The sequence below is a fragment of the Cellulomonas alba genome, from assembly GCF_030362835.1.
Taxonomy (GTDB): domain Bacteria; phylum Actinomycetota; class Actinomycetes; order Actinomycetales; family Cellulomonadaceae; genus Cellulomonas; species Cellulomonas alba.
Genome location: NZ_JAUCGQ010000001.1, coordinates 2,302,018 through 2,324,798 on the forward strand (window position 1 = coordinate 2,302,018; position 22,781 = coordinate 2,324,798).

General features: G+C 75.1%; 24 protein-coding genes. 21 read left to right on the top strand and 3 right to left on the bottom strand.

The genetic code is table 11. The features are described 5' to 3' along the window. Positions 1–3 precede the first annotated feature (3 nt). The 10 genes from QRT04_RS10510 to QRT04_RS10555 all read left to right on the top strand — a co-directional run bounded on the left by QRT04_RS10510 (position 4) and on the right by QRT04_RS10555 (position 9,543). Entirely contained in the window at positions 4–489 is a 486-nt protein-coding gene (locus tag QRT04_RS10510; RefSeq protein ID WP_289455171.1) for a PH domain-containing protein, read from the top strand. A 20-nt stretch (positions 490–509) separates the two neighbouring features. Further along, positions 510–2,075, top strand: a complete 1,566-nt coding sequence (locus QRT04_RS10515; RefSeq protein WP_289455175.1) for a PH domain-containing protein — start codon at positions 510–512, stop codon at positions 2,073–2,075. Beyond that, a complete protein-coding gene (locus tag QRT04_RS10520; protein WP_289455176.1) occupies positions 2,042–3,088 on the top strand; it encodes a Rossmann-like and DUF2520 domain-containing protein in 1,047 nt (348 codons plus the stop codon). Before QRT04_RS10515 ends, QRT04_RS10520 begins: the two co-directional genes overlap by 34 nt. Further along, positions 3,085–3,957 carry a pantoate--beta-alanine ligase gene (gene panC / locus QRT04_RS10525; protein ID WP_289455177.1) on the top strand — a complete coding sequence of 291 codons (873 nt, stop codon included), beginning with the start codon at positions 3,085–3,087 and terminating at the stop codon, positions 3,955–3,957. Before QRT04_RS10520 ends, panC begins: the two co-directional genes overlap by 4 nt. After that, the gene (panD, locus tag QRT04_RS10530; protein WP_289455178.1) at positions 3,954–4,439 is read left to right on the top strand and encodes an aspartate 1-decarboxylase; all 486 of its coding nucleotides are present in this window, start codon (positions 3,954–3,956) and stop codon (positions 4,437–4,439) included. Before panC ends, panD begins: the two co-directional genes overlap by 4 nt. A 128-nt stretch (positions 4,440–4,567) precedes the next feature. Next, positions 4,568–6,271 (top strand): L-aspartate oxidase, encoded by a 1,704-nt coding sequence (locus QRT04_RS10535; protein WP_289455765.1) that lies wholly within the window; start codon positions 4,568–4,570, stop codon positions 6,269–6,271. Between the two features lie 78 nt (positions 6,272–6,349). Next, positions 6,350–7,234: a carboxylating nicotinate-nucleotide diphosphorylase gene (gene nadC / locus QRT04_RS10540; protein ID WP_289455179.1), complete on the top strand. Its 885-nt coding sequence runs from the start codon at positions 6,350–6,352 to the stop codon at positions 7,232–7,234. A gap of 195 nt (positions 7,235–7,429) precedes the next feature. Then, positions 7,430–8,944 carry a lysine--tRNA ligase gene (gene lysS, locus QRT04_RS10545; protein WP_289455180.1) on the top strand — a complete coding sequence of 505 codons (1,515 nt, stop codon included), beginning with the start codon at positions 7,430–7,432 and terminating at the stop codon, positions 8,942–8,944. After that, positions 8,941–9,129, top strand: coding sequence for a hypothetical protein (locus QRT04_RS10550; protein WP_289455181.1), 189 nt, complete (start codon positions 8,941–8,943; stop codon positions 9,127–9,129). Before lysS ends, QRT04_RS10550 begins: the two co-directional genes overlap by 4 nt. 69 nt (positions 9,130–9,198) lie before the next feature. Beyond that, positions 9,199–9,543 carry a histone-like nucleoid-structuring protein Lsr2 gene (locus QRT04_RS10555; RefSeq protein ID WP_289455183.1) on the top strand — a complete coding sequence of 115 codons (345 nt, stop codon included), beginning with the start codon at positions 9,199–9,201 and terminating at the stop codon, positions 9,541–9,543. Positions 9,544–9,657: 114 nt separating this feature from the next. On the opposite strand, the gene xylB is transcribed toward QRT04_RS10555, so the two are convergent. Continuing rightward, positions 9,658–11,100, bottom strand: a complete 1,443-nt coding sequence (gene xylB / locus QRT04_RS10560; protein ID WP_289455184.1) for a xylulokinase — start codon at positions 11,098–11,100, stop codon at positions 9,658–9,660. 3 nt (positions 11,101–11,103) lie between these two features. After that, positions 11,104–12,294: a xylose isomerase gene (xylA, locus tag QRT04_RS10565; RefSeq protein ID WP_289455185.1), complete on the bottom strand. Its 1,191-nt coding sequence runs from the start codon at positions 12,292–12,294 to the stop codon at positions 11,104–11,106. Positions 12,295–12,362: 68 nt separating this feature from the next. Between xylA and QRT04_RS10570 the strand changes: the two genes are divergently transcribed. The 5 genes from QRT04_RS10570 to QRT04_RS10590 all read left to right on the top strand — a co-directional run bounded on the left by QRT04_RS10570 (position 12,363) and on the right by QRT04_RS10590 (position 17,747). After that, positions 12,363–13,706, top strand: a complete 1,344-nt coding sequence (locus QRT04_RS10570) for an ROK family transcriptional regulator (protein WP_289455186.1) — start codon at positions 12,363–12,365, stop codon at positions 13,704–13,706. 155 nt (positions 13,707–13,861) lie between these two features. Beyond that, positions 13,862–14,872 carry a lactonase family protein gene (locus tag QRT04_RS10575; RefSeq protein WP_289455187.1) on the top strand — a complete coding sequence of 337 codons (1,011 nt, stop codon included), beginning with the start codon at positions 13,862–13,864 and terminating at the stop codon, positions 14,870–14,872. A gap of 141 nt (positions 14,873–15,013) precedes the next feature. Then, positions 15,014–16,354, top strand: coding sequence for a glycosyltransferase (locus QRT04_RS10580; RefSeq protein ID WP_289455188.1), 1,341 nt, complete (start codon positions 15,014–15,016; stop codon positions 16,352–16,354). A gap of 86 nt (positions 16,355–16,440) precedes the next feature. Further along, on the top strand, positions 16,441–17,181 hold the full coding sequence (locus QRT04_RS10585; protein ID WP_289455189.1) for a phosphoglyceromutase: 741 nt from the start codon (positions 16,441–16,443) through the stop codon (positions 17,179–17,181). A gap of 77 nt (positions 17,182–17,258) precedes the next feature. Further along, positions 17,259–17,747 carry a tetratricopeptide repeat protein gene (locus tag QRT04_RS10590; protein WP_289455190.1) on the top strand — a complete coding sequence of 163 codons (489 nt, stop codon included), beginning with the start codon at positions 17,259–17,261 and terminating at the stop codon, positions 17,745–17,747. Positions 17,748–17,945: 198 nt separating this feature from the next. Here QRT04_RS10590 and phoU read toward each other — a convergent pair whose 3' ends face one another. Continuing rightward, the gene (gene phoU / locus QRT04_RS10595) at positions 17,946–18,608 is read right to left on the bottom strand and encodes a phosphate signaling complex protein PhoU (RefSeq protein WP_289455191.1); all 663 of its coding nucleotides are present in this window, start codon (positions 18,606–18,608) and stop codon (positions 17,946–17,948) included. A gap of 273 nt (positions 18,609–18,881) precedes the next feature. On the opposite strand from phoU, the gene QRT04_RS10600 reads away from it, so the two are divergent. The 6 genes from QRT04_RS10600 (at position 18,882) to QRT04_RS10625 (ending at position 22,763) form a co-directional block, all read left to right on the top strand. Continuing rightward, the gene (locus QRT04_RS10600; RefSeq protein WP_289455192.1) at positions 18,882–19,283 is read left to right on the top strand and encodes a DUF7144 family membrane protein; all 402 of its coding nucleotides are present in this window, start codon (positions 18,882–18,884) and stop codon (positions 19,281–19,283) included. Positions 19,284–19,344: 61 nt separating this feature from the next. Continuing rightward, the gene (locus QRT04_RS10605; protein WP_289455193.1) at positions 19,345–19,791 is read left to right on the top strand and encodes a DUF6325 family protein; all 447 of its coding nucleotides are present in this window, start codon (positions 19,345–19,347) and stop codon (positions 19,789–19,791) included. A 14-nt stretch (positions 19,792–19,805) separates the two neighbouring features. Beyond that, positions 19,806–20,162: an SHOCT domain-containing protein gene (locus QRT04_RS10610; RefSeq protein WP_289455194.1), complete on the top strand. Its 357-nt coding sequence runs from the start codon at positions 19,806–19,808 to the stop codon at positions 20,160–20,162. 9 nt (positions 20,163–20,171) lie between these two features. Beyond that, complete coding sequence (locus QRT04_RS10615; protein ID WP_289455195.1) at positions 20,172–20,657, top strand: DUF1269 domain-containing protein; 486 nt, start codon at positions 20,172–20,174, stop codon at positions 20,655–20,657. 124 nt (positions 20,658–20,781) lie between these two features. Beyond that, positions 20,782–22,032: a sensor histidine kinase gene (locus tag QRT04_RS10620; RefSeq protein ID WP_289455196.1), complete on the top strand. Its 1,251-nt coding sequence runs from the start codon at positions 20,782–20,784 to the stop codon at positions 22,030–22,032. Then, positions 22,029–22,763 carry a response regulator transcription factor gene (locus tag QRT04_RS10625; RefSeq protein ID WP_289455197.1) on the top strand — a complete coding sequence of 245 codons (735 nt, stop codon included), beginning with the start codon at positions 22,029–22,031 and terminating at the stop codon, positions 22,761–22,763. The genes QRT04_RS10620 and QRT04_RS10625 overlap by 4 nt, the downstream gene beginning before the upstream one ends. The last annotated feature ends 18 nt before the right edge of the window (positions 22,764–22,781 follow it).

A 22,781-nucleotide genomic window follows, 5' to 3' on the forward strand; every position in this document is an offset into this window, starting at 1 on the left:
CGCATGACGGCCGAACCGTTCACCCCGACCGACGTCACCTGGACGCCCGTGTCCCGCCGGCTCGTCGGCGCGCGGCTGACCGTCGCCGCGTGCGTCCTCGGCCCGCTGTTCGTGGGGCTCGTGGTCGTCGCTGCGCTCACGGCGCCCGGCGTGTGGGCGGCGCCCGCGGTCGTCGCGCTCGTCGCCGCGTGGCTCTGCTGGCTCGTGCCGCGCCAGGTGCGTGCGATGGCGTACGCCGAGCGGGCGGACGACCTGCTCGTGCGGCGCGGCATCATGTTCCGCCGCCTCGTCGTGGTGCCGTACGGCCGGATGCAGTACGTCGACGTGAACGCCGGCCCGCTCGCGCGCCGGTTCGGCATCGCGTCGGTCCAGCTGCACACGGCCTCGCCCGCGACGACGGCCGAGATCGACGGCCTTCCCCCCGAGGAGGCGGCCCGCCTGCGCGACCGGCTCGCGTCGCGCGGCGAGGCGCGCCTGGCCGGCCTGTGAGCGCGGGTGACGGCGCCGGCGTGCGCCGCGACACCGCGCCGGGTCCGGCCCCCGCGCCGACGGACGTCGACCTCGCGACGGCCGACTGGCGGCGCATGCACCCGATCACGCCCGCGCTGCGCGGGTGGAAGACGCTCGCGGTCGTGGTGGCGGTGGGCTGGTACCAGCTCGGCGACCACCTGCACGACGCCGAGGGGCTCGTGCAGGGCGGCCGGTGGCTGATCGCCGTCGGAGCCGTGGCCGCCATCGTCCTCGTGGCGTCGGCGTACGCGACGCTCGCGTGGCGCGTCACGCGGTTCGCGGTGACCGACGACGCGGTGCACCTCAACACGGGCGTGCTGTTCCGCCAGCACCGGCAGGCGCGGCTCGACCGGCTGCAGGCGGTCGACGTGGTGCAGCCGCTGCTCGCGCGGCTCGTCGGCCTCGCGGAGCTCAAGCTCGACGTGGCCGGCGGCGCGGGCGCGAACGTCACGCTGTCCTACCTGCGGGAGTCCGACGCGCTCGCGCTGCGGGCCGAGCTGCTCGCGCTCGCCGCGGGTCTGCGTCGCCCGGCCGCGCCGGCCGCCGCACCCGAGCCCGCGGGGGTCGTCCCGCCGGCTCCGGCGCACGCCGTCGTCCCCGGCGGAGCGGTCTCCGGCTCGACCACGCCCGGCACCGCAGCGGCCCACCCCGTCCGGCCCGCGTTCGAGGAGGCGCCCGAGCGCGAGGTCTACGAGGTGCCGATGCCGCGGCTCATCGGCGCCTCGCTGCGCTCGGCCGGCGCCGTGATGATCGCCGTGTTCCTCGTCGTCGCGGTCGTCGTGACGGTGCTGAGCCGCGACGTGGGCGCGGCGTTCGCGTTCCTGCCCGCGCTGTTCGGTGGCGTCGGCGCGTTCTGGTCGCGCATCAACCAGGGTGCGAGCTTCCGCGCCGCCATCTCGCCCGACGGCATCCGCCTGCGCCACGGCCTCACCGAGGCGCGCACCCAGACCGTGCCGCCCGGCCGCGTGCAGGCGATCCGGCTGACGCAGGGCCTGTGGTGGCGCGGCCGGGACTGGTGGCGGGTCGAGATGAACGTCGCGGGCTACGGCCAGGGCGCCGACGTGCAGCGCGAGACCGTGCTGCACCCCGTCGCGACGCGCGCCGAGGCCATGACGGCGCTCTGGCTCGTGCTGCCCGACCTCGGCGTCGGCGACCCGGCGACCGTCGTCGACGCCGCGCTGTCGGGCCGGGACGGCGACGGCGGCTTCACGCCCGCGCCGCGCCGCGCGCGCTGGGTCGACCCGATCGGCTGGCGCCGCCGCGGCGTGCTCGTCACGGACCGCGCGCTGCTCACGCGGTCCGGGCGGCTGCGCCGGCAGGTCGAGGTCGTGCCGCACGAGCGCACGCAGTCGCTCGGCCTCCAGCAGGGCCCGATCCAGCGCCGGCTCCGCCTTGCGACGTTCCTCGTGCACTCGACGCCCGGCCCGGTGCGGCCCAGCGTCTGGCACCTCGACGAGCACGCCGCCGCGGCGCTCCTCGACGAGCAGGCGGAGCGCGCCCGGACGGCCCGCGCGGTGGCGACGCCCGAGCAGTGGATGCGCGCCGTCTCGGACGGCGGCTCGTGACGGCCGGCGCCGCAGCCCCGGAGCAGCGGCCGGGCCGACTCGGCGTCGGCGTGGTGGGCGCGGGGCGGGTCGGCGCGGTGCTCGGCAACGCGCTGCGCGCCGCGGGGCACCCGGTCGTCGCCGTCAGCGCCATCTCGCAGGAGTCGCGCGACCGTGCGGAGGCGCTGCTGCCCGGCGTCCCCGTGGTCGACGTGCCGGAGGTGGTGCGGCGCGCCGAGCTCGTGCTGCTCACGGTGCCGGACGACGCGCTCGCGGACCTCGTGGCGGGCCTCGCGGAGACCGGCGCGTGGCAGGTCGGTCAGATCGTGGTGCACACCTCGGGCCGGTTCGGCACGGACGTGCTGGCACCCGCGCGCGCGGCCGGCGTGATCCCCCTCGCGATCCACCCGGCGATGACGTTCACGGGCACGTCGCTCGACCTCGCGCGGCTCGAGGGCTGCTCGTTCGCCGTCACCGCGCCGAACCCGGTGCTGCCGATCGGCCAGGCGCTCGTCGTCGAGATCGGCGGCGAGCCGGTGGTGCTCGGCGAGGAGGCGCGCGGGCTGTACCACGCGGCCCTCGCGCACGGCGCGAACCACCTCGTCGTGCTCGTCGCGCAGGCGGCGCAGGCGCTCGCGGCGGCGGGCGTGCCCGACCCGGGGCGGATGCTCGGCCCGCTGCTCGAGGCGGCGCTCGACGGCGCGCTGCGCGCCGAGTCGCCCGACACGGTGGGCCAGCGCGGTCCCGGCGCGATCTCGGCCCTGACGGGTCCGGTGCGGCGCGGGGACGCGGGCACGGTCCGCGAGCACGGTGTGGCGCTCACCACGTTCGCGGCGGCCAGCGGGGCGGTCGACGTCGTCGCGGGATACCGTGCCCTGGCCCGCTCGGCGACGCGACGCGCCCTGCTCGCGGGCCTGATCGGCCCCGACGCCGCCCAGCAGCTGCTGGATGCGGTCGCGGGCATCGATGAGGGACCGGCAGCGTTGGGAGACACGGAAGGTCGTCGAACCGACGACGAGGAGGGCGACGCATGACGAGCACGGTGACCCCGACGCTCGCACGCACGCGCGAGGAGCTGGCCACGGCCCTCGGCGGGCCGGCGGGTCGCGGTCGGCGCGCCGTCGTCATGACGATGGGCGCGCTGCACGCGGGCCACGTGTCGCTCGTCGCCCGCGCGCGCGAGCTCGCGGACCAGGTGGTCGTCACGATCTTCGTCAACCCGCTGCAGTTCGCGCCGACCGAGGACCTGTCGCGCTACCCGCGCGATCTCGAGGGCGACCTCGCGCAGCTCACCGGCCCGGGCCTGCTGGGCGACGGCGACGTGGTGTTCGCCCCGACGCCCGACGTCATGTACCCCGACGGTGACCCCGTGGTCCGCGTGAGCGCGGGCGCGATCGGCGACGTGCTCGAGGGCGCCTCGCGGCCCGGGCACCTCGACGGCGTCCTGACGGTCGTGCTCAAGCTGATCCACCTGACGCAGCCCGACGTCGCGCTGTTCGGCGAGAAGGACGCGCAGCAGCTCGCGGCCGTGCGTCGCATGGTGCGCGACCTCGACGTGCCGGTCGAGGTGGTGGGCGCACCGCTCGTGCGCGACCCCGACGGCCTCGCGCTCTCGAGCCGGAACGCCTACCTCTCGCCCGACGAGCGCGCGCGGGCGCTCTCGCTCTCGCGCTCGCTCAAGGCGGGCCGCGCGGCCGCTCCGCACGGAGCCGCAGCGGTCCGCGCGGCGGTCGCGGCCGAGCTCGGCGACGTCGACGTGGACTACGTCGCGCTCGTCGACCCCACGACGTTCACCGAGGTCGGGGACGGCGCCACCGGCGCCGCGCTCCTGCTCCTCGCGGCCCGCGTCGGCACGACGCGCCTGATCGACAACACCGCGCTGCGCCTTCGGGAGGACGCATGACGACGCTCCAGCGCACGATGATGACCGGCAAGATCCACCGCGCCACCGTCACGCAGGCCGACCTGCACTACGTGGGCTCGATCACGGTGGACGCCGACCTGCTCGCGGCGGCGGACCTGCTGCCCGGCCAGCAGGTCGACGTCGTCGACGTGACGAACGGCAACCGGCTGACGACGTACGCGATCGCGGGCGAGGCCGGCTCGGGCCAGGTGTGCATCAACGGCGCCGCGGCGCACCTGGTGCACCCGGGCGACGTCGTCATCCTCATCGCGTACGGCCTGATGTCCGACGCCGAGGCACGCACGTACGAGCCCCACGTGGTGCTCGTCGACGCGCAGAACCGGATCGTCGACCTGTCCGAGGACCCGGGCCAGGTGCCCGCCGAGTGGACGTCGCAGGCCGGGCTCGAGTCGAGCGGGGTGCCGTTCGAGCGGGGCCGCGACCTGGTCGCGCACTCGACGCCGCACGTCGGCGACCGGTGACCGCGCACCGCGCCGCCGCGCCCGCCGCACCGGCAGTGGCGCCCACGGAGCCCGCGCGGGCCGACGGAGCACGCGATCGCATCCTCCGCCGGTCCGCCGGCTCCACGCGCGCCGAGGACCCCGCGCTGATCGCTCCGACGCGGCTCGCGACGCGGCTCGCGGCGCCTCAGCCGGGCTGGGTCGTCGAGGCCGACGCGGTCGTCGTCGGCTCGGGCATCGCGGGGCTGACGGCCGCGCTCGAGCTCCGGACCCGGGTGCCGCGCGTGCTGCTCGTCACCAAGGACACGCTGGCGTCGGGCTCGACGGTGTGGGCGCAGGGCGGCGTCGCCGCGGCGCTCGACCCGACCGACTCGCCGGTGGCGCACCTGCAGGACACGCTGGTGGCGGGCGTCGGCCTGTGCGACCCGCGGGCGGTCGAGGTGCTCGTCACCGAGGGGCCGGCGCGCGTGCGCGAGCTCGTCGCGCGGGGCGCGGTGTTCGACCGCGGCTCGGACGGCGAGCTGTCGCTGACGCGCGAGGGCGGCCACCACGCCGACCGGATCGCGCACGCGGGGGGCGACGCGACGGGCGCCGAGATCAGCCGCGCGCTCGTCGCGCAGATCGAGGCGGTGCGCGACGACCCGGGCATCGAGGTGATCGAGCACGCGCTGGTGCTCGACGTCCTCACCGGCCCCGCGGGGCCCGACGGCAGACCCGGCCGGGCGTGCGGCGTCACCCTGCACGTGATCGGCGAGGGGTCGCGCGACGGCGTCGGCGCGGCGCTCGGGCGTGCGGTCGTGCTCGCGACGGGCGGCATCGGCCAGGTGTACCGGTCGTCGACGAACCCCGTGCAGGCGACCGGCGACGGCATCGCGGCCGCGCTCCGGGCCGGGGCGACGCTCGGCGACGTCGAGTTCGTGCAGTTCCACCCCACCGTGCTGTGGCTCGGCTCGGGCGTGAAGGGTCAGCTCACGCTGGTGTCCGAGGCCGTGCGCGGCGAGGGCGCCCTGCTGCTCGACACCGACGGCGTGCGGTTCATGCCCGACGTGCACCCGATGGCCGAGCTCGCACCGCGCGACGTCGTGGCGAAGGCGATCCTGCAGCGCATGGCGGAGACGGGCTCCGACCACGTCTGGCTCGACGCGCGGCACCTCGGCGCCGACTTCCTGCGTCGCCGGTTCCCGACGATCCACGAGCGCCTGTCGGACCACGGCATCGACATGACGACCGAGCTGATCCCGGTCGCGCCCGCGCAGCACTACCACTCGGGCGGCGTGGTGACCGACATCGTCGGCCGCACGACCGTCCCCGGCCTCTACGCCGCGGGGGAGGTGGCGTGCACCGGCGTGCACGGCGCCAACCGGCTCGCGTCGAACTCGCTGCTCGAGGGCCTCGTGTTCGCGCACCGCGCGGCGCGGCACATCGCCGGCGCGGTCGCGTCGGGCGCGCTCCCCGCGACCGATCCGGAGGAGCGGCCGGGCGACGCGGCGCTCGTGGCCGCGGCGTCCCGCGCGCGCGTGCAGCGGATCGCGACCGACGGGCCCGGCGTGCTGCGCTCGGGCGACGGGTTGTCGCGCGCCGTCACCGCGCTCGCCGCCGTGCCGACCGACGCGCACCTGCGGGTCGACGACGGCCGCCGGCTCGCGGCGCCGCAGGTCGCCGAGTGGGAGACGACGAACATCCACCAGGTCGCGACCGTGCTGACGGCTGCGGCGCTCGCGCGCGAGGAGAGCCGCGGCGGCCACGTCCGGACCGACTTCCCGCAGCGGGACGACGAGCGATGGCGGCTGCGCCTCGAGCTCGCGGTCGACCCGGACGGCGCGCTGACCGCGCGCCGGGCGCCGATCGTCTGACGTCGGCGCCCTGCGATACCCCGAGGGGGTAGCCGGCGGAGGTCCCGAGCGAGCCGCGCGACCGGCTACCGTGGCGTCGTGCCGACCCCGCCGCCACCCGCCGACCTCGCCCGCATCGTGGCCACAGCGCTCGACGAGGACCTCGGCCCGGCCCCCGGTCGCGACGTCACCACGCAGGCCACCATCCCGGCCGACGAGGCCGGCATCGCCGACCTCGTGGCGCGCGCCGACGGCGTCGTGGCCGGCCTCGTGGTCGTCGACGAGGTGCTGCGGCAGGTCGCCGACCGGCTCGCCCTCGTGACGCCGAGCGTCGAGGTGCGGGTGGCCGACGGCACCGCGGTCACGCGCGGCGACGTGCTCGCGACCCTGACCGGTCCGGTGCAGGTGCTCCTCGTCGCGGAGCGCACGCTGCTCAACCTGACGAGCCGCGCGTCCGGCGTCGCGACGCACACCCGCCGCTGGGCCGACGCGCTCGCGGGCACGGGCGCCCAGGTGCTCGACACCCGCAAGACGACGCCGGGCCTGCGCGCGCTCGAGAAGTACGCGGTGCGCTGCGGCGGAGGCACCAACAAGCGCATGGGCCTGTACGACGTCGCGATGGTCAAGGACAACCACGTGGTGGCCGCGGGCTCGGTCGCCGCGGCGATCGAGGCGGTGCGCACCCGGTACCCCGACGTGACGATCCAGGTCGAGGCCGACACCACGGAGCAGGCGCTCGAGGCCGTCGGCGCGGGCGCGCGCTTCCTGCTGCTCGACAACATGCCGACGGACGTCCTGTCCGCGACCGTCGCGGCGGTGCGCGCGGGGGAGCCCACGACGGGCCGCGTCGAGCTCGAGGCGACCGGCAACCTGACCCTCGACCGCGCGCGCGAGGTCGCCGCGACAGGGGTCGACTACCTCTCGGTGGGCGCGCTGACGCACAGCTCGCCGATCCTCGACCTGGCCCTCGACCTCCGCGCCTGACGCGCACCGCGACTCCCACGCCCGGCCGCGACTTCCGCAGCAGCCCGCGACTCCCGCAGCAGCCCGCGACCTCCGCCGCAGCCCGTGACTTCCGCCAGTATCCGTGAGTCGCGACTCGCGGACGCTGTCCGATCTCACGGTCTCGGCGCCGAACCGCCCACCGGGGCGTCCAGGTCGCGCCGGTAGGATCGCCCGGTGAGCGAGACGCCCCTGACGACGCCTGACGACACCCCCGAGCAGCTGCGCATCCGCCGCGAGAAGCGCGACCGCCTGCTCGAGCAGGGTGTCGAGGCGTACCCGGTCGGCGTCCCCCGTACCCACACGATCGCGCAGGTGCGCGCGGCGCACCCGGACCTCGAGCCGGGCCAGGAGACGGACGACGTGGTCGGCGTCGCGGGCCGCGTCGTGTTCCTGCGGAACACGGGCAAGCTCTGCTTCGCGACGCTCCAGGACGGCGAGGGCAACCGCCTGCAGGCCATGCTCAGCCTCGCGGAGGTCGGCGAGGAGCGCCTCGACGCGTTCAAGGCCGACATCGACCTCGGCGACCACCTGTTCGTGCACGGCCGCGTCATCGCGAGCAGGCGCGGCGAGCTCTCGGTGTTCGCCGACGCGTGGCAGCTCGCGGCGAAGGCGCTGCGCCCGCTGCCGAACCTGTACGACGGCACCGAGCTCTCCGAGGAGGCGCGCGTCCGCCAGCGCTACATCGACCTGATCGTGCGCCCGGCGGCGCGCGACATGGTCCGCTGGCGCGCGGGCGTGGTCCGCTCGCTGCGCGAGAACTTCCACCGGCGCGACTTCCTCGAGGTCGAGACGCCGATGCTCCAGACGCAGCCGGGTGGCGCGGCCGCCCGGCCGTTCGTCACGCACATGAACGCGTACGACATCGACCTCTACCTGCGCATCGCGCCCGAGCTGTTCCTCAAGGAGGCGGTGGTCGGCGGCATCGAGCGCGTCTTCGAGATCAACCGCAACTTCCGCAACGAGGGCGCCGACAGCTCGCACTCGCCGGAGTTCGCGATGCTCGAGGCGTACGAGGCCTACGGCGACTACGACACGATGGCGACCCTCACGCGCGACCTCGTCCAGACGGCGGCGGACGACGTCTTCGGCACGACGGTCGTGACGCTGCCGGACGGCACCGAGTACGACCTCGGCGGCGAGTGGGCGACCCTCACGATGTACGGCTCGCTGTCCGAGTCGCTCGGCGAGGAGATCACGCCGGAGACGTCGCTCGACGAGCTCGAGAAGATCGCCGACCGCCTCGAGATCTCCGTCGACCCGAAGAGGGCCAGCCACGGCAAGCTCGTCGAGCAGCTGTGGGAGGACCGCGTCGGCGAGCACCTGCACGCGCCGACGTTCGTCCGCGACTTCCCCGTCGAGACGAGTCCTTTGACCCGCGACCACCGGGAAATCCGCGGCCTCGTCGAGAAGTGGGACCTCTACGTTCGCGGGTTCGAGCTCGCGACGGCTTATTCCGAGCTCGTCGACCCGGTGATCCAGCGCAAGCGCTTCGAGGCGCAGGCGTTGCTGGCCGCCGCGGGCGACGACGAGGCGATGCGCGTGGATGAGGACTTTCTCACAGCGGTCGAGTACGCGCTGCCGCCGGCAGGAGGTATGGGCATGGGCGTCGACCGGTTGCTCATGGCACTGACCGGATACGGGATCCGCGAGACGATCCTTTTCCCGCTCGTGAAGCCGTCGGCCCGATGAACGGCCTGCTCACGGCGCTTGCGGCGCTCATTCCTTCGATCGGAGTGGGCCTGCTGTTCTGGTACGCGATGCGCGCCGTCGTCAATGCGGACCGTACGGAACGAGAGGCTTTGGCGAGAATGGACGCCGCAGAACGCGCCGCGCGAGCCGCCGATTCGACGAAAGACGCGCAGCGAAACGTTTGACGGCTCAATTCCGCCGATGCGATAGTGATTCGGTCAGGGTATTCCGACCCCCCCTCACCGGAGTAAGCAATGGCGCAGAAGGTCCAGGTCCTGCTGGTCGACGACCTCGATGGCGGGACCGCCGACGAGACGGTGTCTTTCGGCCTCGACGGAGTCAGCTACGAGATCGATCTCACGTCGGCGCACGCCGGCGAGCTGCGCGAGGCGCTCGCGCAGTGGATCGGCCACGCCCGCAAGGTCGGCGGCCGCTCCGCGGGTGGGCGAGGCGCGGGCCGGGCCAACGGCCGCCGCTCCTCGGCCGGTTCCGGCCCCGCGGGCGACATCCGCGAGTGGGCGAAGGAGAACGGCTACCACGTCTCCGAGCGCGGGCGCATCTCGGCCGAGGTCAAGGCCGCGTACGACGCCGCGCACTGAGCAGCGCGCCGCGGCTCACGCGGCGAGCACGACAAGAGGGCCGGACCCCGATGCACCCGGGGTCCGGCCCTCTCGTCGTTCCGGCCGACGCGACGTCGGCGGCGCGTGGCGTGGTCAGGACACGCCGAGCGCCGTCCGGGTCGCCGTCAGCTCGCGCACCGCGGCGTACTGCTCGCGGACGCGCGGAGCCGGCTCGGCCTGGAAGACCTCGGCCTGCGCGGCCGCGGTCCAGTCGGGCGCCTGCTCGGCGCCCGAGAGCACCCACGCCGCCTGGCGCGCGGCGCCGTCCGCGACGTACTCGCCCGACGGCGGCACGTGCACGTCGACCCCGAAGACGCTCGGCGCGATGCGCCGGACGGCCTCGGACTTGGCGCCGCCGCCGATCAGGAACAGCCGCTCGACCGCGACGCCCTGCGCGCGCAGCGCGTCGATGCCGTCGGCGAGGGCGCACAGCATCCCCTCGACCGCGGCCCGCGCGAGGTGCGCGGGCGTGGTGTTGGCGAGCCGCAGCCCGTGCAGCGCACCCGTGGCGTCGGGCTTGTTCGGCGTCCGCTCGCCCTCGAGGTAGGGCACGAGTACGAGCCCGTCCGCACCGGCAGGCGCCTGCAGCGCGAGCGCCGACAGGCCGGTGTAGTCGACGCCGAGCATCCGGGTCGCCGCGTCCAGCACGCGCGTCGCGTTGAGCGTGCACGCGAGCGGCAGGTAGGCGCCGGTGGCGTCCGCGAAGCCCGTGACGAGGCCGGACGCGTCCGCCGTCGGAGCGGCGCACACGGCCGAGACGACGCCCGACGTGCCGAGCGAGACCGCGACGTCGCCGGGCCGGAGCCCGAGCGCGAGCGCCGCGGCCGCGTTGTCCCCCGCACCGGGGCCGAGCACCGGACGGCGCGCGCCGACCGCGGACTGCGGGCCGCCCTGCGACGGTCCGAGCACGCGCGGAAGCTCCGCGGAGTGGCCGAGCGCGAGCTCGAGCAGGTCGGGCCGGTAGTCGTTCGTCACCGGCGACCAGTAGCCCGTGCCCGACGCGTCGGAGCGGTCCGTCACGAGTGCGTCGAGACCCGCACCGCCGTCGCCCGCGTCGTACCCGGCGAGCCGCCACGTCAGCCAGTCGTGCGGCAGCGCGACCGCCGCCACCTTGGCCGCGTTCTCCGGCTCCGCGTCGCGCAGCCAGCGCAGCTTGGTGGCGGTGAACGACGCGACCGGCACCGAGCCGGTGGCCTCGGCCCACACCGCGGGGCCGCCGGCCTCGTCGATCAGGTCGAGCGCCGCCTGCGCCGAGCGGGTGTCGTTCCACAGCAGCGCGTCCCGCACGACCTCGCCCGACGAGTCGAGCGCGACCATGCCGTGCTGCTGACCACCGACCGCGACGGCGTCGACATCGTCCAGACCGCCTGCCGTCTCGATCGCCACCTGGAGCGCGTCCCACCAGTGCCGGGGCGCGACCTCGGTGCCGTCCGGGTGGCTGGCCCGCCCTTCGCGGACCAGCTCACCCGTCTCGGCGTCGCGGATGACGACCTTGCAGGACTGGGTCGACGAGTCGACCCCCGCGACGAGCGCCATGGATCAGCCTCGCGCGCCGAGCAGGTGCTCGAGCGCCAGCTGGTTGAGCTTGACGAAGCCGAAGCCGCGCGCGCCCACCGCGTCCACGTCGACGTCCTCGTAGGCCGAGGTGTCGGCGAGGAAGTCGGCGATCGACTCGCCCTCGTTCAGCGTCGGCTGGCTGAGCGACAGCACGCCCGCCGTCTCGAGCGCGGCCTGGACCTCCGGGTCCGCGCGGAACGCGGCCGCACGCTCCTTGAGCAGGATGTACGTCGCCATGTTGGCCGCGGCCGAGTCCCACACGCCCTGCTCGTCCTCGGTGCGCGACGGCTTGTAGTCGAAGTGGCGCGGGCCGTCGTACGTCGGGCCGCCACCCGGGAAGCCGTTCTCGATGAGGTCGACCGTGGCGAACGCCGAGAAGAGCTCGCCGTGGCCGAACACGAGGTCCTGGTCGTACTTGATCGACTTCTGGCCGTTCAGGTCGATGTGGAACAGCTTGTTCGCCCACAGCGCCTGCGCGATGCCGTACGTGTAGTTGAGGCCGGCCATCTGCTCGTGGCCCACCTCGGGGTTGAGGCCGACGATGTCGCCGTTCTCGAGCGTGTCGATGAGCGCGATCGCGTGGCCGATCGTCGGCAGGAGGATGTCGCCGCGGGGCTCGTTCGGCTTCGGCTCGAGCGCGATGCGCAGGCCGTAGCCCTTCTCCTTGATGTACGCGGCGACGGTGTCGATGCCCTCGGCGTAGCGGTCGTGCGCGGCCTTGAGGTCCTTGGCCGAGTCGTACTCGTAGCCCTCGCGGCCGCCCCACATGACGAAGGTCGACGCGTCGAGCGACGCGGCGAGGTCGACGTTGCGCAGGATCTTGCGCAGCGCGTAGCGGCGGACGCGGCGGTCGTTCGAGGTGAACGCGCCGTCCTTGAAGATCGGGTGGCTGAACGTGTTGGTCGTGACCATCTCGACCGTCACGCCCGTGTCGGAGAGCGCCTTGCGGAAGGCGTCGAGGATGCGCTCGCGCTCGGTGTCGTCCGAGCCGAACGGCACGACGTCGTCGTCGTGGAACGTCACGTGCGACGCGCCGAGCTCGGCGAGCTCGTGCACGGAGCGGACCGGGTCGAGCCACGGACGGGTGGCGCTGCCGAACGTGTCCTGCGCGTTCCAGCCGACGGTCCAGAGACCGAAGGAGAACTTGTCCTCGGGGGTGGGCTTGCGAACCATGGATCTCTCCTCGTCGAGATTTGTTGTGCGACTGAATTTATCTGCGCGAGTGGGCTAGGGTCAAGCCCATGAGGCCGAGCCCCGCCCGCCAGGCGACCCTGCGCGAGCACAACCTCGGGCTCGTGCTGTCCGAGGTGATCGACGCAGCCGCGGCGGGCGCAGCACCACCGTCCCGCGCCGACGTCGCCGCCGCGACCGGACTCGCGCGCGCGACCGTCTCGGCACTGGTCGACCGGTTGGTCGGCGCCGGTCTCGTGGCCGAGCTCGCGCCGACGCAGACGCTCCGCGCCGGGCGCCCGGCGGTCCCGCTGCGGCCCGCCGCGCGCACCCTCGCCGCCGTCGGCGCCGAGGTGAACGTCGACTACCTCGGCGTGCGCGTGCTCGACCTGACGGGCGGCGTGATCGCCGAGCGCGTCGAGCCGGGGGACTTCCGCGACAGCGACCCGGCGCCGGTGCTGGCGCGCCTCGGCGCGCTGGTGGACGGCGTGGTCGACGGCCTCGACGAGACCGGCGACGCGGCGGCCGGTGACGAGCCGCCGCCGCTGCGCGTCGCGGGGACGGCGCTCGCGCTGCCGGGGATCGTCGACCGCGGCGCCGGCCCGCTGCGCGTCGCGCCCAACCTCGGGTGGCAGGACGTCGACGTCGTCGGGGCGCTCGTCGTCGCCTCGCGGAACTTCGCCGCGCACCCGCCTCGCCTCGCGAACGAGGCGGACCTCGCGGCGCGCGCCGAGTCCGCGGCGCGGCTGCGACCCGCCGCGCACGCCGCCGGCACCGGTGGGGCGCGGCCCGGCCGGCCGGCCACGGCGTCGGACGGGCCCCCCGGCCGGGAGGGGGCGCGCGCCTCCGCGACGGACGGCTCCGCAGACGGCCAGCGAGCGCGCCCGTCGTTCGTCTACGTCTCGGGCGAGATCGGCATCGGTGGCGCGCTCGTGCTCGACGGCGAGATCTTCGCGGGCCGCCACGGCTGGGCGGGCGAGCTCGGCCAGACGCTCGTCGACGGCAAGCGGCTCGAGCGGCTCGTCGGCCAGGACGCGCTGCTGCGCGCCGCGGGCCTCGACCCCCGCGCGGGCGTCGACTCGCTCGTCCGGGCCGCGCGCGCGGGCGACGAGCGCGTTCGCGACGTGCTCCACGAGGCCGGGTCGCTGCTCGGCAGCGCGGTCGCGAACCTCGTCAACCTGGTCGACGTCGGCGACGTTGTGCTCGGCGGCAGCTACGCGCGCCTCGCGGAGTGGATCGCCGAGCCCGTGCGCGCCTCCCTCGCGCGTCACGTGCTCGCCGCGCCGTGGGCGCCCCCGAGCGTGGACGTGGCCCGCGCCGGCGAGATCCCCGCCATGACGGGCGCCGCGCTCTCCGTGCTCGCGGACGTCGTCGCCGACCCGAGCGCCTGGCTCCCGGACCCGGTCGACGCCTGACGCGCACGGGGCGTCGGCGAGTCCGCGCCGAGACCGTGAGATCGACGTCGAGCCCGCGAGACACGTCTCACGGTCCGGCGTGCAACTCACTGACGCGGACGAGGCGCACGGGCTCGAGCACCCGGCGATCCGGGCGCGGCGCCTAGGCTCCCCGGGTGACCACGCTCCTCATCGGCACCTATCCCGCCGCCGGCGCCGGGACCCCCGCGGGCCTCGGCGAGGGCGTCTGGCGCGTCGAGCTCGACGACGCGACCGGCGCGCTGGGCGACGCCCGCCTGCTCGCCGAGCTGCCCGCCCCGAGCTTCCTCGCCGCGACGGACGGCCGCGTCCACGCCGTGCTCGAGGCGGAGGACGGCCTCGTCGCCACGCTCGCACCGGACGGCGAGCGGCTCCACGAGGTCGCGCGCGTCGCGTCCGGCGGCGTGCACCCGTGCCACGTCGTGCCGCTGCCCGGCGGCGAGGCGCTCGCGGTCGCGAACTACAGCTCGGGCGCCCTCGGGGTCGTCCCGCTCGACGGCGGCTCCGCGGCGGAGCCCGTCAAGGTGCACGGGCACGCGGGCCACGGTCCGCGCGCGGACCGGCAGGAGGGACCGCACGCGCACTTCGTCGCGGTCGCGCCGGGCGGCCGCCACGTGCTCGTCGTCGACCTCGGCACGGACGAGATCCGGCGCTACGCCGTCACGGACGACGGCCTCCGGCCCGCCGGCGTCGCCGCGACGCTCCCGCCGGGCACCGGCCCGCGCCACCTGGACTTCGCCGCGGGCCACGTGTACGTCGCCGGCGAGCTCGACGTCCGCGTGCACGTCCTCGCGTGGGACGAGCAGACCGCCACGGGTGCGTGGGTCGGCGCGGTGCCCGCGGTCGTCGGCGTCGACGTCGAGGGCGACGACCTCCCGTCGCACCTCGCGGTCGACGGCGACGACGTGGTCGTCACGGTCCGCGGCTCCGACGTCGTGACCCGCTACGCCATCGCGCCGGACGGCAGCCTGACGGACGGCCGGTCGACGCCGCTCGGCGGCGGCTGGCCGCGGCACTTCGCGGTCGTGGGCGGCTGGACGGTGGTCGCGCTCGAGCGCGGGCACGAGCTCGTCACGGTCGACCGCGACGGTCGCGTCGCGGCGCGCCTCGACCTGCCGTCCCCGGCCTGCGTGCTGCCCGTCCGCTGACGCCGGTCCGGCGGCCACCGCCCGACGCCCGGTCGCGACACGCTGGACCGCCTCGCGGGCCGGCGCCCGTCGGTCCCACCGCGGCACCGCCCACGCTGGGCGACAATGGGAGCAGACCCGCCCCGCCTGACAGGAGACCCCGTGACCGCCGAGCGCGCCCCCCGCGTCGCCATGCTCTCGGTCCACACGTCCCCGCTCGACCAGCCCGGCACGGGCGACGCCGGCGGCATGAACGTCTACGTGCTCGAGCTCTCGCGCGCGCTGGCCGCGCGCGGCGTCCGGGTCGAGATCTTCACGCGCGCGACGTCCTCGGACCTGCCGGAGACGCAGGTGGTCCCCGGCACCGACGCGGACGGCCGGCCGATGTCGCGCGACGAGTCCCGCGCCGTGCTGTGCGGCGACGCCGTCGAGCCGGGCGTGACGCCCGCGATCCTGGTGCACCACGTGCCTGCCGGCCCGTTCGAGCGGCTCGACAAGAACGACCTGCCGGGCGTGCTGTGCGGCATGGCGGCGGGCGTCCTGCGCTGGGAGGCGGCCCGCGAGCCGGGTTGGTACGACGTGGTGCACTCGCACTACTGGCTGTCCGGGCAGGTGGGCCGCATCGCGGCCGACCGCTGGGAGGTGCCGCTCGTCCACACCAGCCACACGCTCGCGCGCGTCAAGAACGCGTCCCTGGCGCCGGGCGACGCCGCCGAGCCGCACGCGCGCGTGCTCGGCGAGGAGCAGGTGGTGCAGGAGGCGGACGCGCTGGTCGCGAGCACCCCGGCCGAGGCCCGCGAGCTCGTCGAGCTCTACGACGCCGACCCCGCACGCGTGCACGTCGTCGAGCCCGGGGTCGACCTCGACCGGTTCCGCCCGGGCGGCCCCGAGGCGCGGGCGCGCGCCCGACGCGAGCTCGGCCTGCCCTCGGACCGGCCGATCGTCCTGTTCGCGGGCCGTGTCCAGCCGCTCAAGGGACCCGACGTGCTGGTGCGCGCGCTCGGCGTGCTGCGCGACGCGGGCCGGCCGGTCCCGCTGCTCGTCGTGCTGGGCGGTCCGAGCGGCCGCCCGACCGCGGTCCGCGAGCTCGAGGCGCTCGCGACGCTCGCCGGCGTGCGCGCCGACGTGGTGGTCCGCCCGCCGGCGGACCGCGACGAGCTCGCGCGCTGGTACCACGCGGCGGACCTCGTGGCGATGCCGTCGCGCAGCGAGTCGTTCGGGCTGGTCGCGGCCGAGGCGCAGGCGAGCGGTGTCCCGGTGGTCGCGGCGGCGGTGGGTGGCCTGCGCACGGTCGTGGAGGACGGCGTCTCCGGGCACCTCGTCACGGGTCATCAGCCCGAGGGGTGGGCGCAGGTGGTCGACGCGCTGCTGTCCGACGACGGCGAGCGCGCCCGCCTCGCGGCCGGCGCCCGTGGCGTCGCCGAGCGCTTCGGCTGGGACGCGGCCGCCGACCAGATGCTGAAGGTCTACGCGGTCGCACGCGAGTCGCTCGACCCCCGCTGACGGGCCGCCCGCTCCCTGCACGCCGCCGCCGACCAGGGGACGGACGTCCCGGCGACGCGCGCTCGGGGCTGCGGCAGGATGGGCGCATGACCTACACCCTGGTGCTGCTCCGCCACGGCGAGAGCGAGTGGAATGCCAAGAACCTCTTCACCGGCTGGGTCGACGTGGCCCTGTCCGAGAAGGGCGTCCAGGAGGCGAAGCGCGGCGGTCAGCTGCTCAAGGACGCGGGCGTGACGCCCGACGTGCTCCACACCTCGCTGCTGCGCCGCGCGATCACCACGGCGAACTACGCGCTCGACGTCGCGGACCTCCTGTGGATCCCCGTCAAGCGCAGCTGGCGCCTCAACGAGCGCCACTACGGCGCGCTCCAGGGCAAGGACAAGAAGCAGATCCGCGACGAGTACGGCGAGGAGCAGTTCATGCTCTGGCGCCGCTCGTACGACGTCCCGCCGCCGGAGATCGAGCTCGGCTCCGAGTTCTCGCAGGACTCCGACCCGCGCTACGCCGGCGAGCCGATCCCGCGCACCGAGGCCCTGGCCAACGTGCTCGACCGCGCGCTCCCGTACTGGAACAGCGACATCGTCCCCGACCTCGAGGCGGGCAAGACGGTGCTCGTCACGGCGCACGGCAACTCGATCCGCGCTCTCGTCAAGCTCCTCGACGACGTCGACGCCGACACCATCGCCGGCATCAACATCCCGACCGGCATCCCGCTGGTGTACGAGCTCGACGAGGAGACGCTGAAGCCCGTGACGAAGGGCGGCACCTACCTCGACCCCGAGGCTGCCGCCGCCGCGATCCAGGCGGTCGCGAACCAGGGTCGCTGACCCCGCACGCCGCGCGAACGCGCCGGTCCCCCGACGGGGCCGGCGCGTTCGCTGTCCCGGCCTGGGATCCTGGGCCCATGCACACCGATACCTGGCAGGACCGTGTCGACCGCTTCTGGGCCGAGGTCGACCTCGACGACGAGGCGGCCGCACTCGCCGGCATGCGCGCGCTCGTCGAGGAGCGCGACCCGGACGACCCGGTCGCGCTGTTCGAGTGGGCCGGCATCCACGACTCGCTCGGCCTGGAGGAGCAGGCCGTGCCGCTCTACCGCCGCGCGCTCGCGGGCGGGCTCGACGACTACCGCACGGCCCGCGCGACGATCCAGCTCGCGAGCACGCTGCGCAACGTCGGCGAGCTCGACGAGGCGGTCGACCTGCTGCGTGCCGCGCCCGACGTCCCCGAGCTCGGCGGCGCCCGGCAGGCGGTCCTCGCCCTCGTGCTGCACTCGCGCGGCGAGCCCGACGCGGCGCTCCGCGAGGCACTGACGGCGCTCGCAGACACGCTCCCGCGCTACCAGCGCTCGATGCGCGCCTACGCGGCGGCCCTGACGGAGCCCGAAGCCTGACGACCCGCGACGCCTGACGACCCGCGACACCTGACCGAGCGCGCAACCGAAGGCCCCGACGCCGCGCGAGCGTCGCGGCCGGCCGCACCCGGACGCGGCGGAGCGCCGACCCCCGAGGGCCGGCGCTCCGCCGTCTCGCGCCTCCCGGGCCGGCGTCGTGCGCCGTCGGCCCGGCTCAGGCGCAGCTCGTCGCTCGCGTCAGGCGGACCGGTCCAGCTGCTCGCCGAGCACCCCGGTGACGAGGTACACGACGCGCTCCGACACCGAGACCGCGTGGTCGCCGAACCGCTCGTAGAAGCGGCCGAGCAGCGTCACGTCGACGGTCTCCTGCGTGGTGCCGGCCCACTGACCTCCGAGCAGCGCGGTGAACACGTCCTCGTGCAGCTCGTCGAGCAGGTCGTCGTCCTGCTGGATGCTCTCGGCGAGCGGCAGCTCGTGGTTCGTCAGGAGCGTCGTGGTGCGGCGCGCGACGCGGACGGCCGCGTCGTGCATCTCGGCGAACGTCCCGGACAGCGCGTGCGGCACGGCGTGCCGCGGGTAGCGGCCGCGCGCGATCTGCGCCACGTGCCGCGCGAGGTCGCCCATCCGCTCGAGCGAGGCGATCATCCGCAGGGTCGTGACGATGATCCGCAGGTCGGTCGCGACCGGGGCCTGCTGGGCGAGCAGCAGGATGCAGCGCTCGTCGAGCTCGCGCTCGAGGGCGTCGATGTCGTGGTCCTCGACGATCACCGACTCCGCGAGGGCGAGGTCGGCCGTCAGCAGGGCGATGCCGGCCTGGGTCACTGCGTGCTCGACGCGGCCGCTCAGGGCGACCAGGTCCTCGCCGAGCTGGTGGAGCTCGGCCTCGAAGATCTCGCGCATGGGTTCCTCTCCTGCCGCGGCACGCGCGGCCCGTGCGGCCGGGGGCGCCGCGCTCGGGTCAGGCTGGCATCGGCAGGTGAACGGTCGGGTCCTGGCGGGTGAACGCGCGGGGGCCGTTGCATGGAGGCCGCGGCGTCCGCCGGACCGCCCACCCGCCGCCCCGGCCGCCCCCGCCCGGTTCGTCCGGATGTCACCCGGCGCGGGTGGTCCCCTTGGGCGACGGCCTCCCCAGGATGGCCGGGACGGCGACGTTCGAGCGAAGGGTGCGAACCGATGGCGAGACAGGTGACGGGCTGGGTCGGCTGGGTGTGGTTCGGGGCGTTCACGCTGCTCACGGTGGGTCTCTTCAACATCATCGGAGGCCTGGTCGCGGCGTTCTCGCCGAAGGACGTGCTCGCGTGGTCAGGGCACTCGGTCGTGCTCGTCGACGTGTCGGCGTGGGGCTGGGTGCACATCGTGCTCGGCGCGCTGCTCGTGATCGTCGCGTGCTTCCTGTTCGCCGCGCGACCGTGGGCCCGGATCGTCGCGTCGATCCTCGTGGTGCTGAACCTGATGACGCAGTTCCTGTCGCTGCCGATCACGCCCTGGTGGTCCATCGCCGTGATCGTGCTCGACGTGTTCGTGCTGTGGGCGCTGATCGTCCACGGGGCCGAGGTCGAGGACGCCGTGCGCTGAGCCCGGCGCGCCGCCGCAGCGACCCTCGCCCGAGGCGCTGCCCATCCGAAGGAGGACGCCCATGCCCACGTCGTTCGGACCGGTCGAGCTCTACGCGCTCGAGTTCCCCGACGACCGCATCCCGGACCCGGTGAAGGCCGAGCTCCTCAAGCTCGTCGAGTCCGAGCAGGTGCGAATCATCGACCTCGTCGTGGTCCGCAGGCCGCTCGACGGGAGCGTCGAGGTGGTCGAGATCGAGCAGGTCGCGGACCAGCTCGAGCTCGTCGGCATCGGGCTCGCGGCTCCCGGCATCGCGGGCCAGGAGGACATCGACGCCATCAGCGCCGACCTGCCGCCGGGGAGCTCGGCGCTCGTGCTCGTCATCGAGAACGTGTGGCTGCGCGGCATCGTCGGCGCGATCCGCGACGCCGACGGCATCGTGCTCGCCGCCGAGCGCATCCCCGCCGAGGTCGTCAACGCGCTCGCCGAGATCGACGAGCCGGGCGACCTCGCACCCTTGACCGACTGATCCGAGGAGGAGACATGCCCCCCATCCGACGGCTGGGAAGGCCCGGCCTGATCGGCACGGCCGCGCGCACCGCGGTCATCGCCGGCACGGCGAGCGCCACGGTCGGCGCGGTGAACCGCCACCAGTACAACAAGCAGCAGGAGAGCTACGAGCAGCAGCAGTACGCGGCCGCCGAGCAGCAGCGCCAGCTCGAGGAGGCGGCCCGGCAGGCCGTCGCGCAGCAGCAGGCCGCCCCCGCCGCGGCGCCCGCGCCTGCCGCCGCGGACCCCGACCCGCTCATCGCCCAGCTCCAGCAGCTCGGCCAGCTGCACGCCCAGGGCATCCTGGACGACGCGGAGTTCGCTGCGGCCAAGGCCAAGCTGCTCGCCTGAGGTGACGACATGACGACATTCACGGCCTGGAAGTTCGACACCGCCGAGGGCGCCGACCGCGCGGCGGACATCCTGCACGACGCGCAGACCGACCGGCTGGTCAAGATCATCGACCACGCCGTCGTCTCGTGGCCGCAGGGCGACAAGACGCCGAGCGTGCACCACGCGCACGAGGACAAGTGGCGCGGCACGGGCTGGGGCGCCTTCTGGGGCCTGCTCTTCGGCGCGCTGTTCTTCGTGCCGGTGCTCGGGGTCGCGGCGGGCGCGGCGGTCGGTGCGATCAGCAAGGCGGTCGCCGCGCTGGGCATCGACGAGGCGCAGCTCGACACCATCCGCGAGCAGGTCACGCCCGGCACCTCGCTGCTCTGCGCCGTCACCGACGAGGGCGACCTCGACCGGCTCGGGGAGCGCCTCCACGGGCTGCACAGCACGCTCGTGGCGACGAACCTCACGCCGGCCGAGAAGTCGCTCCTGATGGAGACGTTCGGCGGCTGACCTGGCCGGCGACGGCCGCCGTGCGTGAACGGCGGCCGTCGCGCGCGTGAATGCTGCACGTCGGGCACGCGCCCGACGGCGCCGCACGCGCGGAACGGCCCGGCGCTCGACCTACGCTGGTGGCGTGGACGGACTCGACGGCTTCGCGCTCATCGCCGCCGGGATCGTCGGCATGGTGGTGGGTGTCGCCTCCGTGCTGGCGTTCCGGTGGAGCGAGCGCGTGCAGCGCGCCGTGCCCGAGCAGGCCCCCGCCGAGCTGGACGAGGGGCTGGTGCGGGCACTCGCCGTGCTGCGCTCCGCCGCGGTCGTGCTCGACGAGGACGACCGGGTGGTCCGCGCGAGCGCGCCGGCCCATGCGCTCGGCATCGTGCGCGACGGCCGCATCGCGCCGGCCGCCATCCGCGAGCTCGTCGCGCTCGTCCGCCGTGACGGCGTGATCCGCGACGAGGAGCTCGAGGTGCCGCGCGGTCCGGTCGGCCCCGGCGTGCTGCTCGTCCAGGTCCGCGTCGCGCAGGTGAGCGCGCGGCACCTGGTGGTCTTCGCGGAGGACCTCACGCAGGCGCGCCGGCTCGAGGCGATCCGCCGCGACTTCGTCGTCAACATCTCGCACGAGCTCAAGACCCCGGTCGGTGCGCTGACGCTGCTTGCCGAGACCGTCGAGGACGCCGCGGACGACCCGACCGCGGTGCGCCGCTTCGCGGGCCGCATGCGCAGCGAGGCCACGCGCCTGTCGGCACTGGTGCAGGAGATCATCGAGCTCTCGCGGCTCCAGGTCGCGGGTGCCCTGGGCGAGCCGAGCCTGGTCGACGTCGACGCCGTGGTGGCGGAGGCCGTCGACCGCGCCCGCACCACGGCGGACGGCAAGCACGTGCGCCTCGAGGTCGGCGGCCAGCAGGGCGCCCGCGTGTTCGGCAACCACGACCTGCTCGTCACGGCGGTGCGCAACCTCGTCGACAACGCCGTGGCGTACAGCGCGGAGGCGTCGCACGTCGGGATCGGCGTCCGCGACAAGGCGGGCCTCGTCGAGATCGCGGTCGTCGACGAGGGCATCGGCATCCCGGCCGCCGACCAGGAGCGCGTCTTCGAGCGGTTCTACCGCGTCGACCCGGCACGCTCGCGCGACACCGGCGGCACCGGCCTCGGCCTGTCGATCGTCAAGCACGTGGCGGCCGACCACGGCGGCGACGTCACGGTGTGGTCGGAGCCCGGCCGCGGTTCGACGTTCACCCTGCGCCTCCCCGCCGCCTCGCGCGAGCAGGCCGCCCCGGCAGCGACCGCGACGCCGCCGTCCGGCGCGGTCCTCGCCGTCCCCGCCCAGCCCGTCCACCACCTCGAGCCCGACCAAGGAGCCCCTGTGCACCGGAGCGCGTCATGACCCGCATCCTCGTGGTCGAGGACGAGGAGTCCTACCGCGACCCCCTGACGTACCAGCTCGAGCGTGAGGGCTACGAGGTGGTGACCGCCGCGACCGGCACGGAGGCGATCGAGCGGTTCGAGGACGGCGGCGCCGACCTCGTGCTGCTCGACCTCATGCTGCCCGGCATGCCCGGAACCGAGGTGTGCCGCCGCCTGCGCGCGACGAGCGACGTCCCGGTCATCATGCTGACCGCCAAGGACGACGAGATCGACAAGGTCGTGGGCCTCGAGCTCGGCGCCGACGACTACGTGACGAAGCCGTACTCGTCGCGCGAGCTGCTCGCGCGCGTGCGCGCCATGCTCCGCCGGGCCGAGAAGGTGCCGGCCACGGCGGGCGCGCCCGCGCCGACGCACGGGTTCGACCCTCTCGACGACGAGGACGGCGTGCTGCAGGCCGGCCCGGTCCGGATGGACGTCGAGCGGCACACCGTCCGGGTCCGCGGCGAGCTCGTCAGCTTCCCGCTCAAGGAGTTCGAGCTGCTCGAGCTGCTGCTGCGCAACGCGGGCCGTGTGCTCACGCGCGGACAGCTGATCGACCGCATCTGGGGCTCGGACTACGTCGGCGACACCAAGACGCTCGACGTCCACGTCAAGCGCGTCCGCGCCAAGATCGAGGCCGACCCGGCCAACCCCGTGCTGCTCCTGACGGTGCGCGGCCTGGGCTACAAGCTCGCCGACGACGGCGAGTGACGGCCGCCTGACGCGCAC